Raw genomic sequence first — 15,510 nt, forward strand, 5'->3', positions numbered from 1 at the left:
CTTCGCGGCGGCGCCGTCCCCGGCCGCGTGCGCGGCGCGGGCGGCGGCGAGGAGCGCCCGCGCGTCCCGTGGCGCGCTCGCGACGGCGCGCTCGGCGGCGCGGCGGGCCTCGGCGGGCTCGCCCTCGGCGAGCCAGGCCGCCGAGAGGAGCGTCAGCGCCGGCACGTCGTTCGGCCGGGAGAGGAGCACCGCGTCGAGCTCGGCGCGGGCGGGGCCGGGGAGGCCGGCGTCGAGCCGCGCCTGGCCGAGGGTACGGCGCGCCTCGAGGTCGGCGGGGTCGAGCTTCACCGCCTCCTGGAGCGGCTCGAGCGCGGCCTTCGGGTCCCCGCGCGCGAGGCGCACGCGGCCGAGCCCGGCAGGCCCCTCCGGCGAGCGCGGCTCGCGCTCGCTCTCCGCGAGATAGGCGCGCTCGGCGCCGTCGAGGTCGCCCGTCGCCTCCAGCGCGCGTCCGAGCGCGGCGTGGACGAGCGGCGGCGGCGTGCGCGCCGCGGCGAGCTTCTCGAGCAGGGCGCGAGCGCGGGCGGCGCGCCCGAGGGCGACGTCGGTGAGCGCGTACCAGACGGCGGCCTCGGCCGGCATGCGTCCCTCGCGCCCGGTCGCCTCGAGCTCCGCGCGCGCGGCGGCGGGCTGGCCGAGCCGCAGGCGGGCGATGGCGCGCTGGATCCGGACGGGGCGGCCGTCGACGCCCTGCAGCGCGGCGAGCGCGTCGGCGGGCTTGCCGCGACCGATGCGGGCGCGGGCGAGGAGGAGCCGGTGCGAGACCTCGCGCGGCTCGAGCTCCACGGCGCGGGCGGCGGCCCCCTCGGCGCGCTCCCATGCGCGCGCCGCGAGGTGCGCCTCGGCGAGCGCGGCGGCGAGCGGAGCGGTCTCCCCGAGCGCCTCGCTCGCGCGCGCGAGCCGCGCGGCGGCCGCGGCCGGCTCGCCTCGCGCGACGTCGATGCGAGCGGCGACGAGCTGCGCGCGGAGGCGGAGGTCGTGAGGCGGCGCGCTCCCCGGATCCGCCTCCATCGCGGTGAGCTCGCGCGCGGCGACGTCGAGGTCCCGGCCGAGCGTGAGCCGCGCCTCCGCGGCGCCGACGACCGAGCGCGGGTGCGTGGGATGCGCGCCGAGCGCGGCGCCATACAGGGCGAGGGCCCGATCCGCGTCGCCGCCGCGCAGGGCGAGGTCGCCGAGGTCGGCGAGCGCGCGCAGGAGCGGGGGGTTCGCGCGCGCGGCGATCTCGAGCCGCCCGCGGCCCGCCTCGAGCTCGCCGCGCTCCACGAGCACGCGGCCCGCGAGCGCCTGGACGAGCGGGGCGGACGACGGGCGGGCGTCGAGGAGCGACGCCTCCGCCTCCTTCGCCTCGGCGGGCGACGCCGCGAGGAGGTACTCCGCCACGCGCCCGCCGTCGCCGGCGCTCGGGTCGCGCGCGAGCTCCGTCGCGAGCCTGCGCGCGTCCTCGTCGCCGTGCTCGCTGGCGAGCACCGCCGCGACCTGGGCGGAGAGCGAGGAGATCTCGGGATCCTCGGAGACGCGGCGCGCCTCGGCGAGGAGCCGCGAGGCCTCGCGGAGCGAGCCGAGCGTGTCGCGCGCGAGCCCGGCGCTGGCGCGGACCGCCGCGGTCGCGGCGACCGCCCTCGCGCTGCGGGCGCCCACGACGAGGTAGACCGCGGCGGCGGCGCCGGCCGCAAGAACGAGCGCGGCGGCGCCGAGGAGGCGGCGGTTCCGGCGGAGGCGTGAGGCGGGCGGCGCCGCAGGCGTCTCGGCGAGGAGCTTTTTCCGGAGCTCCTCCGCGAACTGCTGCGCGAGCCGATCGGCCTCGGCGGAGTCCGGAGCCGCGGCGGGCGGGCGCGGCGCGCTCGGCCGGGCGGCGGAGGACGGCCCGATGACGTCGCGGGTCGTCTCGCCGGGGATCATGTAGAGGACGGACCGCGCCGTGTCGGGACGGAGCGGCGGCGGCGTCGGCGGGGCGCGGAACGGGGGCGGGGTGGGCGGCGCCGCTGGCGTGCCGGTGCTCGCGTCGCTGCCGCTCGACGGGCCCGGTGCGGAGGGCGCCACGCGCGAGAGGACGGGCGGGGGAGGGCGCGAGGGCTCGGTGCCGGGCTCCGGTTCGTCACCCCCGGTCGCGGGCGGGGTCTCGGTCGAGGTCGGGGTCGGGTTCGAGGTCGAGGTCGAGGTCCGCGCCCCCCTCGATATCCCGAGCGAGACCGTCTTCTCGTCGTCGTCCTCCGTGGCGCGGTGCTTCGGGGTCGACGCCGGGCCCACCCCGAGCTCCCGCCGCGCCTGCTCCACCCAGCCGCGCACGCGCGCGTCCGCCGGCTGGAGCTCGAGGGCGCGCTCGAGGTACGGCAGCGCCTCGGCGTGGAGCTTCCTCGCGAGCAGCGCCTCGCCGACGAGGTTGAAGGCGTACGGGCTCGCGGGATCGACCGCGACGGCGGCCTCGAACTGCGCGAGCGCGCCGGCCGGCTCGCCGGTCTCGAGGAGCGCGCGGCCCCAGACCACGCGGCCGAGGATCGAGGACGGGTGGTGCTCGAGGCCGCGGCGGCAGACCTCCGCCGCACGCGCCGCGTCGCCCCGCTCGACGAGCGCCTTCGCGAGCTCGACGAAGATGCGCGAACGGGGATCGGCGGCGAGGATCTGCTCGTATTTCTCGACGATGGACGGGGGCATGCGGAGGGGCCTGGAGCCTACCAACCCAAGGTCGGTGCGGACAGTCTTCCTCCGCAACCCGCCGGCCGGGGAGGTCGGAGGAGGTGGGGGCGACACCCCGCCACGCTCCGTTCACGCGTCCGTGTGGGCGGGAGTGCCCGCGAGAGGAGCTTGCCGCGCGCGGGCAGGCGATCGATCGCGGCGGAGCGCTCGCCGGTGCGCACGCTGACGACGGGGTCCGGCGAGGAGTGGAACCCGAGCGGACGGAGCGAGGTGCTCGCTTCTCGCGCGCCCGCTTCTCCTGGCGGTGCTCGCCTCCCGCGATTAGCGGACGGATCCGGATGACCGCGCTCCACGAGGTCCGGCACGTCAGCGTCTCGATCGCTCGCTCGCCACGCGACGTGTACGCGTTCGCCTCGAACCCGGAGAACCTGCCGCGCTGGGCCACGGGGCTCGCCGGGACGATCGCGAACGTTGACGGTGAGTGGATCGCGGACGCCCCCGCGGGCAAGGTGAAGGTCAGGTTCGCGGGGCGGAACGAGCTCGGCGTCCTGGACCACGACGTCGTGCTGGAGACGGGCGAGACGATCCACGTCTCGATGAGGGTGGTCCCGAACGGCGACGGGAGCGAGGTGGTCTTCACGCTCGTCCGGCAGCCCGGCGTGTCCGACGAGAGATTCGCGGAGGACGCGCGGTGGGTGCAGAGGGACCTGAACGTCCTGAAGCGGCTGCTGGAGCGGTGAAGCGACCGTCGAGTCGGCTCGACACGGGGACACTCATGCAGCCGAAGGATGGACTCCCGGCGTTGAGTGGCCGTCGTGACGCGGCCCCGAGCGCTCTGTCTCCTGGCGGTAGACGAGCCTCCCCGGGATCGAACGCCTCCACGGCGCTGTGTCTCGCCCAACGAGGCGCGTGCGCCGCCGGCGCGGCAGGCTAATGACTCGAACGGCTGGACCCTCTCGCCTCCCGGAGGTTCGGGGTGAATCCTCACGAGGTCCTGATCCTGTCGCAGCAGGACGTGACAGCGCTCCTGCCGATGCAGGAGTGCATCGAGGTCATGGCCGAGGCGCTCGGCGCGCTGTCGCGCGGCGAGGCCCACCTTCCGCTGCGGTCCCTGGTGCCGTACCCGGACGGCCGCGGGCTCCTCGCCGTCATGCCCGGCTTCTACGACGCGGTGGGCGCGCTCGGTGCGAAGGTGATCACCGTGGTGTCGGGCAACGAGGGCACCGCGTTCGACTCGCACCAGGGCGCGGTGCTCCTCTTCGAGGCGCGCCACGGCTCCCTCCGGGCGATCCTGGATGGCAGCGCGATCACCGCCATCCGCACCGCGGCCGTGAGCGCGGTGGCGACGCGCGCGCTCGCGCGGCCGGACGCCGGGGATCTCGCGCTGCTCGGGTCCGGAGTCCAGGCCGCGCGTCACCTGGAGGCGATGAAGCTCGTGCGGCGCCTGCGGCGCGTGCGCGTCTGGAGCCGCGACCCCGAGCACGCCCGCCGGTTCGCGGCGCGCGAGGGCGCCCGGCACGGGCTCGCCATCGAGGCGGTGCCGGACGCGCGCGAGGCCGTCGCGGGGGCCGATCTCGTGTGCACGGTCACGTCCTCCCGGACCCCCGTCCTCGCGGGCGCCTGGCTCTCGCCGGGCGCTCACGTGAACGCGGTCGGGGCCGCGCTCGCCGCCGCGCGCGAGCTGGACACCGAGGCGGTGCGGCGCGCGCGCCTCTTCGTGGATCGCCGGGAGTCGGCGGAGGGCGAGGCCGGCGACTACCTCATCCCCCTGGCCGAGGGCGCCATCACTCCTGACCACCTGCGCGGCGAGCTCGGCGAGGTGCTCCTCGGGCGAGTCCCCGGTCGAACCTCGGCCGACGAGATCACGGTGTTCAAGTCGCTGGGCCTCGCCATCGAGGACCTCGCCGCGGCCGAGCACGTGAACGCCAGGGCGCGGGCGACGGGGCGCGGGCTACGGGTGGAGCTCGGGGGGCTGCGCGACGCCGCGGCCCCGGGCGGCGCGGGCTGAGCCGGGATCCCGCGCCTCGGTCCTCGTCGCGGCGCCGCTACTCGCTCGCCCAGCGATCCAGCGGCAGCCCGGCGGCGGGCATCACCGTCACCGCGGCGCTGCCGGCGTCGAACCCGTCGAGCGTGTCGTTGTGATGGGCGATGATCTGGTCCGCGCCGAGCACGTCGCTGTCCGAGGTCGCGTGGGCGTCGCCCACCAGGACCACGTCGTAGCCCAGCGACACGGCGCGGCGGCAGGTGGTGTCGACGCAGAACTGGCTCATGCAGCCGGCGACGACGAGCCGCTTCACCCCGCGGCGATCGAGCTCCGCCTGGAGCGGGGTCTCGAAGAAGGCGTCGCAGGCGGTCTTGCGGCACACCGCCGTGGGCGGCGTCGCGGCGAGCACCGGGTCGAGCTGCCAGCCCTCGCTGCCCACCTCCAGCCGGTGACCCGGGCCGCCGTCGTGCTGCACGTAGATGACCGGGAGGCCCGCCGCGGCGGCGCGGGCGGCGAGCGCGCCGATGCGCTCCAGGATCTCCGCCCAGCGCGGGGAGGGCCGCTTGCCGGTGAAGATCCCCTTCTGCACGTCGATCACCACGAGCGCGGTGCGCGTCATGGGCCTCACTTATCGGCGTGCACCCGGACGGCGCAAGAGATCCGTTGCAGGACGGTTCGACGAACGCTGACCTCGGGTGAAGGGGAGCCCGGATGGCACGGGTGACTGCGACCGAGCGTTCAGCCACAATCCTCTCACCGATGGCCTCGGCTCCCGACCCGCATCAGCCCGTCATCGTCTCGTACCTGACGCTGCGCCGGGTCGTCGGCGTGCTGGGCGTGTCCCTCCCCATCGTGATCGCGCTCTGGGGCTTCTCGATCCTCGGCGTCTTCCGCGTCCTGCCGTCGATCAGCGACTACTACGGGCTTCGAACGCGGGACGTCTTCGTCGGCACGCTCTTCACCATCGCCTGGTTCCTCTTCACGTATCGGGGGTACGAGAGGAAGGACGACGTCGCGGGCGATCTGGCCTGCCTCTTCGCCATCGGCACGGCGCTCTTCCCGAACACCGGCACGCGCCTCGAGCAAGTCCTCCACTTCGCCTCGGCCTCGCTGCTGTTCCTCGTGCTCGCCTACTTCTCGCTCTTCCTGTTCACGAAGACGAGCGGCACGCCGACCCGCATGAAGCGGGCTCGCAACGCCGTCTATCGCGCGTGCGGCGTGGTGATGCTCGCGTGCATCGGCCTCATCGGCCTTTACAAGCTCGCGCTCGACGAGACTCCCGTCCAGCAGGTGAAGCCGGTGTTCTGGCTGGAGTCCCTCGCGCTCTGGGCGTTCGGGGTCTCCTGGTTCGTGAAGGGGGAGACCCTCCTCAAGGACGCGTAGCGGCGCTACCGCCTGCTCGCGGGCGTGCGTGGCCTGTTCGTCATGCAGGGTGGCATATGAAGCTCCGTGTCGGGGATGACGTGCCGGATGTCGCGCTGCAGGCGCTGGACGGGACGCGGCTGGACTGCAGGCGGTCAAAGGGCCCGGTGGTGGTGACGTTCACGCGCCACGCGGGGTGCCCGGTCTGCCAGCTCCACGTCGGCCGCATGGCCGCGGCGATGCCCGAGTTCCGCGCGCGCTCGTGCGGCGTGTGGATGGTGTTCCAGTCCACGCCGGAACGGCTCAGGGAGGCCATGGCTCGATGGCAGCCGGGGTTCGCGGCGGTCGCCGACCCCGCCGCGGGACTGTACGACGCGTTCGGGGCGGCAGCGAGCCTGACCGGGTACCTCCATCCCCGCTCGCTGCTGGCGCTGGTTCGAGCCACGATCGCCGGCAAGCGACACGGACGCTTCGAGGGCCGCGAGACCCAGATGCCTGCGGACTTCGTGCTCGGTCCCGGCGGCCGGATCGCGCTGGCGCACTACGGGAGCGATGTCGGCGATGACGCCCGGGTGGAGGCGCTGCTGGCGGCCGTCGACTCGCTGAAGGCGGGGCGTGGCCCGTTGACGTGCGAACCGACGACGTGAACCGCTGACGCGCGGAACGGCGCCCAGAAGCAGAAACGGCGAAGACCCTGCGGTCTCCGCCGTCTCGTCGAGCGCTCTCGCTCGGGCTCGGCCTAGAACGGAATGTCGTCCGGCCCGCCGCCGCCGCCACCACCGCCGTGGCTGCCGTCGTCCTCGAAGCCGCCGGGCGGGGTGAGCTCCTCGGGGCCGTGACCGCCGCGACCGGGGCCGCCGGCGCCGCCGCCCATCCCGCCGCCGCGGCCGCCACCGGCGCCGCCGCCGAGGAAGCGAACCGTCTCGGCGACGACCTTCACCTTGTAGCGCTCCTGGCCGGACGCCTTGTCCTGCCACTTGTCGGTCTTGAGGCGGCCCTCGACGTAGACCTGGCGGCCCTTCGCCAGGTACTCACCGCACTGCTCGGCCTGCTTCCCCCAGACCTCGACGTCGTGCCACTCCGTCTCCTCCTTCTTCTGGCCGGACTGCTTGTCGGTCCAGGAGCGGGAGGTGGCGATGCGGAGGTTCGCGACCGCCTGGCCGCCGGACGTGTACCGGACCTCGGGATCCTTCCCGAGATTCCCGACGAGGATGACCCTGTTCACCATGGCGTCGCTCTCCTTTTCGCGTGGCCGGCGGCTCTTCCGCAGGCGTCCTGAAGCCGGCTCGTCGGCCGGCGTCGTCGAACTCGGCGGGCCGCGCACCGTGCGCCGCACGCCGTGCAGGTAGGTCTAGCAGGGCGCTCTGACGTCACGCCCGGTCGCCGCGCAAGGTCGAGCGGGGCTACCGGCTCGAGGCCTTCGCCGCAGGGGCGGTCGAGGCGGGCAGGAGGGCGGGCGCCGCGCGGACCGCGTCGCCGGCCCGGAGCGCCGCCTCGAGGCGGGGCCCGAGCGCCCGCGCGAACGCGCCCGCGTCCCCCGGCTTCTCGCCGAGGGCGCGCAGCGCCTCGCGGAACGGCCGCTCGCCGTCCTCTGCGCCGGCGAGCCCGCGCGCGAGCACCGCGATCGACGCCTCCTGCAGCGGGGCGGGCGCGGCGCGGAGGGCGGTGAGGATCTCCTCGGGCGCGCTCGAGGCGACGGCCCCCACGACCTCGGCGAGCGCGGCCCCGAGCCGGGCGTCGCCCACCGCCGCCGGCGTGAGCTCGACGAGCCGCGCGAGCGCGTCCGTCTCGCCCTCCGCGGCGAGATCGCCGAGCGACGGGAGCACCGGCGTCGGCTCGTCGGGGCCGAGCGCGGCGAGGAGCCGCCCGAGCGCCTGGGGATCCGCCGTGACCGCGTCGAGGAACGCGCGCCGGGCGGTCTCGCCGTCCGGCTCGGAGAGGTAGATGCACTCGGCGACCGCGAGGCGGAGGGCGGGGTCGCTCTCGGACCGCAGCGCGGTGCGGAGGAACGAGACGTTGCGGGGGTCGCCGGCGCGCCCGAGGCCGTAGTAGGTGCGGACCGCGAGGGCGAGATCGGCGGGCGTCGCCGCCGGGACCGCGCCCGCCTCGGGGGCGTTCGCGAGCGCGACCGCGGCGTCGAGCCCCTCCCGCGTCCCGCCGCTCGCGGCGATCGCGGTGCCGAGCGCGTCCACCGCCCGGACGACGCCCGCGTGGCGGCCGGGGTAGTCGTTCACGATGACCGCGAAGGCGAGCGTCCTCCTGCCGGCCGTCTCGACGTAGCCCGAGAGGCTCGTCACGTTCTCGAGCGTGCCGGTCTTCGCGCGCAGGTGGCCGTCCGCGGCGGTGCCGTCCATGCGCCAGCGGATCGTGCCGTCGCGGCCGGCGACCGGGAGCGACGTCACGTACTCGGCCTGGAGCGGGAAGCGCGACCACATCGCGCGGAGGAGCGTCACGAGCTGCCGCGCGCTGAAGCGGTTCGTGTCGTTGAGCCCGGAGCCGTTCTTCATCACGTAGGCGCCGCGGGGGATCCCGAGGCTGCCGAGGAACTCCCCCACCGCCTCGATGCCCTTCGGCCACGAGCCCGGCGCGCCCTTCGCCTCCGCGCCGAGCGTCTTCACGAGCTGCTCCGCGACGAAGTTGTTCGAGTTCTTGTTGAGCCGGCGGACGATCTCCGCGAGCGTGTCCGAGGTGGCGACGTGGACGAGCTTCGCGCCGTGCGGCACCGCGCCGGCGCGGATCGCGCCCGTCACCTTCACGCCGCGCAGCTCGAGCAGCCGCGCGAGGGTGTGGCCGAGGTAGCGCGCCGGATCGTCGACCCGCCGCCACACCGGCTGCACGCGGCTGCCGGCGGGCACCGGCCCCGACACCACGATCCGCTGCCGGCCGCCGACGAGCGAGGACTCGACCGTCACGTGGCGCCGGCCGCGGGGCCCCACGGTCCGCGTGCGGTTCACGACCTCGAAGAACGCGCTCTGCGGCTCGAGCTCGACGCGGCCCTTCTGGCCCCGGCCGGCGCCCGGCCCGACGTACACCGCGATGGCGTTCCAGTTGAGCGAGAGCGCGCCGGTGGGGGCGAGGTAGGACCGGTCCCCCTCCTCCTGGTCGTAGCCGGGGCCGTAGCGCTCGGCGTCGAACCAGCCGTCGTCGAGGACGACGTCGCCGACCTTGCGGATGCCGAGGTGGGCGAGCTCGCCCGCGATCGCCCAGAGCCGCTCGGTGACGAGCGTGGGATCGCCGCGGCCGCGGACGTACATCGTGCGCACCGCGGGCGAGCGGGCGGAGGGTGCGTCCACGAGGAGCTCGGTCGCGAAGCGGTACCCCGGCCCGAGCCGCGCGAGCGCGGCGGCGGAGGTGACGAGCTTCACGTTCGAGGCGGGGTTGAGGAGCACGTCCGCGTCGCGGGCGTAGAGCACGTCCCCCGAGCCGATGTCGGCGACGAGCACCCCCGCGCGGGCGCCGGCGAGGGCGCTGCCCTGGACGATGCTGTCGAGCGCGACCTGGAGGTCGCGCTGCGAGGGGGGCTCTGCGGCGGAAGGGGCGGAGGGAGCGGAGAGGACGACGGCGAGGGTCGCGGCGGCGGCCCTGACGATGGCGGTCACGGAGGCTCTCTCTTACCGGAAGGGCGGACGCATGGATAGCGTGCGAGGCGCCAGGCGCGAGGAGAACGCCCGGCGGGGCGCGGGCATTTCCGGGGTCATGCGTTGACACGAGAGACGGCCGCTCGCTAGCGTACGGGCCGTGAGACCGGGTCGCACCGAGAGCGTGGACGCACGGGTCCAGGAGGCGCTGGACCGGTTCGCGCGCTTCCTCGAAGGGAAGGATCTCCGCCTGACGGAGGCGCGCGCGGCCATCGTCGAGGCCGCGCTCGCGCGCGAGGGGCACTATCCGATCGACGAGCTCATCGCCGACCTGAAGCAGCGCGGCATCCGCGGCTCCAAGGCGACGGTCTACCGCACGCTCCCTCTCCTCGCGGAGGCGGGCATCCTCGAGCCGGCCATCCTCGCAGGCGAGACGCGCAGCTACGAGACGACCTTCGGCCGCCACCACCACGATCACCTGCGCTGCGGGCGGTGCGGCAAGGTGGTCGAGTTCGAGTTCGAGGCGTTCGAGATCCTCCAGCGGGAGGTCGCGACGCGCTACGGGTTCCGGCTCGAGAGCCACCACCACGAGCTCATCGGCACCTGCCCGGAGTGCATCGCCCGGGAGGCCGGCGCGAGCCCGCCCGACGGCGCGGGAGCGCCCGCCCCGACCGGCCCTGCCGAGGGCGGACCCGACGCCGGGCGGTGAGCTTTCTCCGGAGGCCGGCGCGACGCCGGGCCTCCGGCTCGCTCACCCGTCGATGACCTTGCGGATCGCCTCCGCGTGCGCGAGCCGGCCCTCCACGCGCAGGGCGAGCTCCCGCCGGGCGCGCTCGACCGCCGCCCGCTCGAGCCCGAGGGCGCGCCCGACGACGGCGTCGAGCTCCCGCTGCGCCGGCCGGGCGAGCATGGCCCGCACGTCGGTCGTCACCGGCGCCGCGGCGAGCGCCGCGCGCAGCCCGGCGAGCTCGGCCTCCACCGCGGCGAGCGCCGCCGGCGCGGGGAAGGGGGCCGCGGCGAGGACGCGGCAGTCGACGTCGGCGATGGCCTGGGCGCCGGTGAGCTGCCGCGCCCCGGCGTCGATGGCGAGCCGCACCGGCGTCGCGCAGAGCACGAGCGCCACCTGCCAGGGCGGGAGCTCGCGCGGGAAGAGCGCGTGCCACTTCTTGTCCTCCCAGAGCCCCTCCGCGTTCAGGAACGCGAACGCGCGCGCGCTCACCTTGGCCGGGTAGAGCACCGGCGCGGGGCCACGGCCCGGCGCGAGCCGCCACCAGGGGGCGCGCCCGGCGCAGGTCGGGCGGAGGTGGACCCCCGCGGCCTCCCCGCGCCGCAGGTACGCGCGCGCCGCGCGGGACGGCTCGAGCGGCCGGAACAGGACCCGCGCCGGCTCGGCGCGCTCGGGCGTCCGCGCCTCCTTGAGCGACGCGAGGAGCGGGACCACGTCCGAGGGCGAGAGCGCGACCTCGCCGAGGAGCGACGACTCGAACCGGCCGCCGCCGAGCGGCCTGAGCTGGAAGAACCCGTTGCAGCCGGTCTTCGTCCCGAAGCGGACCTCGCACGCGTCCGCGAGCGTGCGGGCGCCCGCGGGCGCCGCCGCCTGGCGCGGCGCGAGCCGGAGGCGTGGCGAGGCGGTCCCGCGGGCGAGCGCGGCAAGCTCCGCGGGCGCAAGCGACGCGAGCGGCACCGTCGCCTCCGCCGCCCGCGCGTCCGCGGCGCCCTCGGACCAGACGGCGAGGAGCGTGTCCACCGACGCGGCGAAGCTCCCGGCGACCCGCGAGCGGAGCCGCAGGACGATGCCGCCGCGCGCGCGCGCGTCCGCGAGGAGCGGCGCGGCCGAGCGGGAGGTGTCGAGCGCGCGAGGCCAGACGAGCGCGACGACCGGCGCGCGCCGGATCGCCACGGCGGCGAAGTGCGCGGAGAGATCCGCCTGGCGCGAGAGGCCGCTCGCCCGCGCCGCGCGCGCCTTCTCCCGGGAGGGGAGCGCCTCGTGGCGCAGGAAGGGCGGGTTCGCGAGGACGAGGTCCGCCGCGGGCCAGCCATCCGCGGAGAGGGCGTCGCGCGCGCGGAGCTCGGCCCGCGCGCCGAGGAGGGCGAGCCGGCCGCGCGTCGCCTCGACGGCGAGCGGCGCGAGGTCGAGGCCGTGGAGGCGGAGCCGGGCGCCGACCGCGCGCGCGAGCCGCTCCGCCGCGCAGAGGAGCGCGCCACCCCCGCACGCCGGATCGAGCACGGCGAGGCCCTCGAGGGCGCGGGACAGGCGCGGTGAGGACGCCCCGGAGAGGAGCGCCGCGAGCGCCTCCGAGGCCGAAGGCCCCCCGCGCCGCGCGGCGGCGTGGGCGAGCCCGAACGCCGCGAGCAGGCGCGCCTCCGGCGCGGGGGTGAACACCGCCCCGCGCGCTCCCGCGAGGGCCCGCGCGCAGATCGCCTCGAGGAGCGCGCCGTCGAGGGCGCCGCCGCAGCCGTCCTCGGGCGCCGCGCCGACGGGGAACCCCGCGAGCGGCCCGCCGCGCGTACCGCCGAGCCGCGCGAGCGCCGCCGCGAGCTGCGCCCCCGGCGCGAGCGGCGCGAGCGCTGCGAGGGCGGCCTCGATCGGCGTCGGGGGCGTGCGCACGCGCCGCGGTTGTACCAATTCCGCGCGCCGGCCGCTCGGCTCCCTCCGTCCCTCACGCCCGCGCGCCGGCGCGACCGGGAGGCGGCGGGAGCCGTGGCACGAGCCGGGCGCTCGGGACGAGCGCGAGGACGAGCAGGAGCGCGGCCGCGGAGAGCTCGGCGGCGGCGGCGACGCGATCGGAGCCGTCGCGCGCCACGAGGACGAGCCAGAGCGCGGGCGCGCCGAGCGCGAAGCGGGCGCGCGGCCACTCGAAGGCGGCCAGGGTGGCGATGCACACGAGGAGCCCCATCGCGACGTCGTGCAGGATCGGCCCGACCGAGCCGTACCCGAGCACGAGCGGCGCGAGCATGAGCCCGAGGCCCACCGCAAAGCTCGCCCAGCGCGCGTACATCCGCTGGCAAGGTGGCGGCGCGCTCGCGCGCTTTCAAGCGCGGCCAGGCGTGCCGGCGAGGCGACCGGGCGTTCGCGCGCTCCTCCGGGCCGGGCCAGAAATTCGGTCAAGTCAGCCCCCCCGGCTAGGATGCGCCGACTCCGATCGGTTCCGGCAGGATCGCGGCATGCCCCGCCGTCGAACGGACCGGTCGCGCCCGGACACCGCCATGACCTACGCCGAGGAACGCGTCGCTTCCGAGATGGGCCGGGTGATGCTCGCGCTCTACCGCGCCGGGATGCAGGTCCGGCTCTGGCCGGACGCGCTGAAGGGGCGGGCGAGCGCCCGCATCGTCCCCGGCCCCTCCGCGAAGCGCCGCCGGGGCGAGGCGCCCCGCGCCGTCACGGGCGTGGGCGACTCGCCGCTGCAGGCCATCTATGCGGCGGTGGAGCGGATGAACGAGCGGTCGGGGGCGATCGTCGTCCCGCTCGAGTGACCCGGCGCGCGCCGGCTGCGCCGTGCGCCTCTCCGGGGGCCCGAGGGAAAGCGAGGCTACGGGAAGAGCGCGTCGAGCTTCTTCTCGATGTCTTCCTGCACCTTCTGGCGCATCGAGCCCGGGATCAGCATCGGGAACTTGAGCTCGACCGTGACCTCCTCGTCGCGCACCTGGTACGCGCCCGAGACGCCCATCTTGGCGACCTTGCCCGTCCTCGACCCGTCGTTCTTCTGGTAGTCGAGCGAGAGCTTCTGGGCGATCCGCTCCATCACCTCGTCGACCTTCTCGTAGATCTCGCCCGCGCTCTTGCCCGGGTACTTCCTCGTGATCTGCGGCATTCTTTCTCCTGTCACTTCTCGACGTAGAGAGTTGGGTCGGGAACACCCGCCTCGTCAAATCCCTTCCGGCGCAGGACGCAGGCATCGCACGCGCCACAAGCCCGTCCGCGGACCGGGTCGTAGCACGAGAGGGTGAGCCGGTAGGGGACCCCGAGCGCGGTCCCGAGCTTGACGATCCCTGCCTTCGTGAGCCGGAGCAGGGGCGCGTGGATTCGCAGCGGCCGTCCCTCCACGCCCGCCTTCGTCGCCACCCTCGCCAGGCGCTCGAACGCCCGCAGGAACGCGGGCCGGCAGTCCGGGTAGCCGGAGTAGTCGATGGCGTTCACGCCGACGAAGATGTCCTCCGCGCCGATCGTCTCGGCGTGCGCGAGGGCGAGCGCGAGGAGGACCGTGTTCCTCGCCGGCACGTAGGTGACCGGGATCTCGGCGGCGCGCCGGCGGTCGCTCCGCCGCTTGGGCACGGCGATCGCCCGGTCGGTCAGCGCCGAGCCGCCGAACGTGGAGAGGTCCACCTTCACGACCCGGTGATCCGCGGCGCCGAGCGCGCGGGCGAGCCGCCGGGCGCGGGCGAGCTCGCCCTTGTGGCGCTGGCCGTAGTCGACGGAGAGGCAGTGCGCCTCGAACCCGTCGCGCCGTGCGACCGCGAGGCAGGTCGTCGAGTCGAGCCCGCCGGAGAGGAGGACCACCGCACGCTTCGTCTTTGCCATGAGGGCGGGGATTCTAAGCGACGGTCCCCGATTCGCGATCACCTTCGTTCGCGAAGCACGAGCGGGCTTCAAGGGGAGGCGGCCGGTACGCTCGCCGCCGACGTGAGCGCGTAGGTCGCGGCGCACGGCAGCGCACAGGCACCGCAGTTCCCGGCGAGGTACTCGAAGCGCTCCACGAGCGTGCCAGCGAACGTCGCCGCGGCGCCCTCGCCGGTGACGACGCCGGTGACGTGCTCCACCGCCGACACCGAGCAGTTGGATCCGCAGCGGTCGAGCACCGCGAGCCCGGAGCTCGCCTCGAGCGTGTAGGTCCCGTCCGCTGCGCGCGAGCCGTAGTACGTCGCGCCGCGCCCGCCGGGGCACAGCGCCGCCGGCGAGCTGCCCGCCGCCGCCGGCTCGACGGTGAGCTTTGCCACGAAGCTCGCCACGACCCGCGTGGGCGGATCCACGACCGGCGGCTCGGCGGTGCAGGCGGAGGGCGGCGCGCCGTCGGGCACGGAGACCTCGAGGCGAAAGCTGCCCACCGGCTCGCCCGGGCAGGTGCTCTCGCTGGTCCCCGAGCAGGCGAGGACCAGTGCGGCGAGGGTGACGAGGAGGGGGCGGTGCACGGCGGTCATCCCAACGCGGCGACGCGCAGCTTGAGGAACGGATCGGAGAGGGCGAAGAGCGCGACGTCGCGCAGGTCGGCGAGCGCGAGCGCCTGCGAGGGCGCGGGCGGGCTCTCCACGAGCTTGCGGTCGGCGAGGAGCAGCGCGTCGAGCGCGGCGCCCGGATCGCCGCACCGCAGGAGCGCGACGCGGTTCGCGGTGCGCCGGAGCGCGGCGGCGAGCGCGCGGGGATCCGTCGCAGCGAGCTCGTCCGAGGCGTCGCGAGCGAGCCGTCGCGCCTCCTCGCGGACGGACGGGGGAACGGAGAGCTCGAGCGCGGCGAGGAACGCGCCGGCGCGTTCGGGCGGGAGCCCCTGTGACGGCGGCGAGCCGCCCGAGAAGCGGCACGCGAGCTCGAGCAGGATCCCGACGTCGCGCGGGGCGAACTTGCCGGCGAGCGCCCAGCCGTGGCCGAGGAGATCCACGGCGCGCGTCGCCGCGAACGCGAGCGCCCCGGGCGCCAGCGCCTCGACGCCGGCGGCGATGACGAGCGAAGGCGGCTGGCTGTTCTCGAGGGCGATCCCCGCGCCGGGGGCGCCGGAGAGGAACGCCGCGAACGGCCGCCCGTGCAGCGCGGCGCGCGCGGCGTCGAGCGCGGCCCGGACCGCCGGACCGCGCGGCGGGACGAGCCGGTCGGCGGGGGTGACGCCGTGGCGGGCGAGGTCCGCCGGGAAGAGCGGCTCGAGGTACTGGGAGAGGAGCGCGAGGAGCCGGGCGAGCGGGCCGGTCGCGCCGGGGGCGGCGACGCGCTCGCGCAGCCCCGGCGCGATGGGCGCGAGGCGGAGGGCG

General features: G+C 76.1%; 16 protein-coding genes. 6 read left to right on the top strand and 10 right to left on the bottom strand.

What is annotated here, in order from left to right; genetic code table 11:
* A partial coding sequence (locus MNY62_RS23635; RefSeq protein ID WP_242346792.1) for a tetratricopeptide repeat protein occupies positions 1-2,649 on the bottom strand: 2,649 nt, incomplete at its 3' end.
* Positions 2,650-2,969: 320 nt separating this feature from the next.
* Here MNY62_RS23635 and MNY62_RS23640 point away from each other — a divergent pair.
* Positions 2,970-3,371 carry an SRPBCC family protein gene (locus MNY62_RS23640; protein ID WP_242346793.1) on the top strand — a complete coding sequence of 134 codons (402 nt, stop codon included), beginning with the start codon at positions 2,970-2,972 and terminating at the stop codon, positions 3,369-3,371.
* 236 nt (positions 3,372-3,607) lie between these two features.
* The gene (locus tag MNY62_RS23645; protein WP_242346794.1) at positions 3,608-4,639 is read left to right on the top strand and encodes an ornithine cyclodeaminase family protein; all 1,032 of its coding nucleotides are present in this window, start codon (positions 3,608-3,610) and stop codon (positions 4,637-4,639) included.
* 37 nt (positions 4,640-4,676) lie between these two features.
* Here MNY62_RS23645 and MNY62_RS23650 read toward each other — a convergent pair whose 3' ends face one another.
* On the bottom strand, positions 4,677-5,234 hold the full coding sequence (locus MNY62_RS23650) for a cysteine hydrolase family protein (RefSeq protein ID WP_242346795.1): 558 nt from the start codon (positions 5,232-5,234) through the stop codon (positions 4,677-4,679).
* A gap of 140 nt (positions 5,235-5,374) precedes the next feature.
* On the opposite strand from MNY62_RS23650, the gene MNY62_RS23655 reads away from it, so the two are divergent.
* On the top strand, positions 5,375-5,998 hold the full coding sequence (locus MNY62_RS23655) for a hypothetical protein (RefSeq protein WP_242346796.1): 624 nt from the start codon (positions 5,375-5,377) through the stop codon (positions 5,996-5,998).
* A 56-nt stretch (positions 5,999-6,054) separates the two neighbouring features.
* Positions 6,055-6,624: a peroxiredoxin-like family protein gene (locus MNY62_RS23660; RefSeq protein WP_242346797.1), complete on the top strand. Its 570-nt coding sequence runs from the start codon at positions 6,055-6,057 to the stop codon at positions 6,622-6,624.
* 92 nt (positions 6,625-6,716) lie between these two features.
* Here MNY62_RS23660 and MNY62_RS23665 read toward each other — a convergent pair whose 3' ends face one another.
* Both MNY62_RS23665 and dacB read right to left on the bottom strand, forming a co-directional pair.
* Positions 6,717-7,205, bottom strand: a complete 489-nt coding sequence (locus MNY62_RS23665) for a single-stranded DNA-binding protein (RefSeq protein WP_242346798.1) — start codon at positions 7,203-7,205, stop codon at positions 6,717-6,719.
* 175 nt (positions 7,206-7,380) lie between these two features.
* On the bottom strand, positions 7,381-9,576 hold the full coding sequence (gene dacB, locus MNY62_RS23670) for a D-alanyl-D-alanine carboxypeptidase/D-alanyl-D-alanine endopeptidase (protein ID WP_242346799.1): 2,196 nt from the start codon (positions 9,574-9,576) through the stop codon (positions 7,381-7,383).
* A 139-nt stretch (positions 9,577-9,715) separates the two neighbouring features.
* Here dacB and MNY62_RS23675 point away from each other — a divergent pair, with 139 nt between their 5' ends.
* The gene (locus MNY62_RS23675) at positions 9,716-10,264 is read left to right on the top strand and encodes a Fur family transcriptional regulator (RefSeq protein ID WP_242346800.1); all 549 of its coding nucleotides are present in this window, start codon (positions 9,716-9,718) and stop codon (positions 10,262-10,264) included.
* Between the two features lie 42 nt (positions 10,265-10,306).
* Here MNY62_RS23675 and MNY62_RS23680 read toward each other — a convergent pair whose 3' ends face one another.
* Entirely contained in the window at positions 10,307-12,163 is a 1,857-nt protein-coding gene (locus tag MNY62_RS23680; RefSeq protein ID WP_242346801.1) for an N-6 DNA methylase, read from the bottom strand.
* 52 nt (positions 12,164-12,215) lie between these two features.
* Positions 12,216-12,554, bottom strand: coding sequence for a hypothetical protein (locus tag MNY62_RS23685; protein WP_242346802.1), 339 nt, complete (start codon positions 12,552-12,554; stop codon positions 12,216-12,218).
* Between the two features lie 166 nt (positions 12,555-12,720).
* Here MNY62_RS23685 and MNY62_RS23690 point away from each other — a divergent pair, with 166 nt between their 5' ends.
* Entirely contained in the window at positions 12,721-13,029 is a 309-nt protein-coding gene (locus MNY62_RS23690) for a hypothetical protein (RefSeq protein ID WP_242346803.1), read from the top strand.
* A 56-nt stretch (positions 13,030-13,085) separates the two neighbouring features.
* Here the strand turns inward: MNY62_RS23690 and MNY62_RS23695 are convergent, their stop codons facing one another.
* The 4 genes from MNY62_RS23695 to MNY62_RS23710 form a co-directional block, all read right to left on the bottom strand.
* Positions 13,086-13,367 carry a polyhydroxyalkanoic acid system family protein gene (locus MNY62_RS23695; RefSeq protein ID WP_242346804.1) on the bottom strand — a complete coding sequence of 94 codons (282 nt, stop codon included), beginning with the start codon at positions 13,365-13,367 and terminating at the stop codon, positions 13,086-13,088.
* An 11-nt stretch (positions 13,368-13,378) separates the two neighbouring features.
* Positions 13,379-14,074 (bottom strand): 7-cyano-7-deazaguanine synthase QueC, encoded by a 696-nt coding sequence (queC, locus tag MNY62_RS23700; protein ID WP_242346805.1) that lies wholly within the window; start codon positions 14,072-14,074, stop codon positions 13,379-13,381.
* Between the two features lie 68 nt (positions 14,075-14,142).
* Positions 14,143-14,682, bottom strand: a complete 540-nt coding sequence (locus tag MNY62_RS23705) for a hypothetical protein (RefSeq protein WP_242346806.1) — start codon at positions 14,680-14,682, stop codon at positions 14,143-14,145.
* 5 nt (positions 14,683-14,687) lie between these two features.
* Positions 14,688-15,510: hypothetical protein (locus MNY62_RS23710; protein ID WP_242346807.1), on the bottom strand; the 823-nt coding region annotated here is incomplete at its 5' end.

It is taken from the genome of Anaeromyxobacter terrae, assembly GCF_022690685.1.
Lineage (GTDB): Bacteria > Myxococcota > Myxococcia > Myxococcales > Anaeromyxobacteraceae > Anaeromyxobacter > Anaeromyxobacter terrae.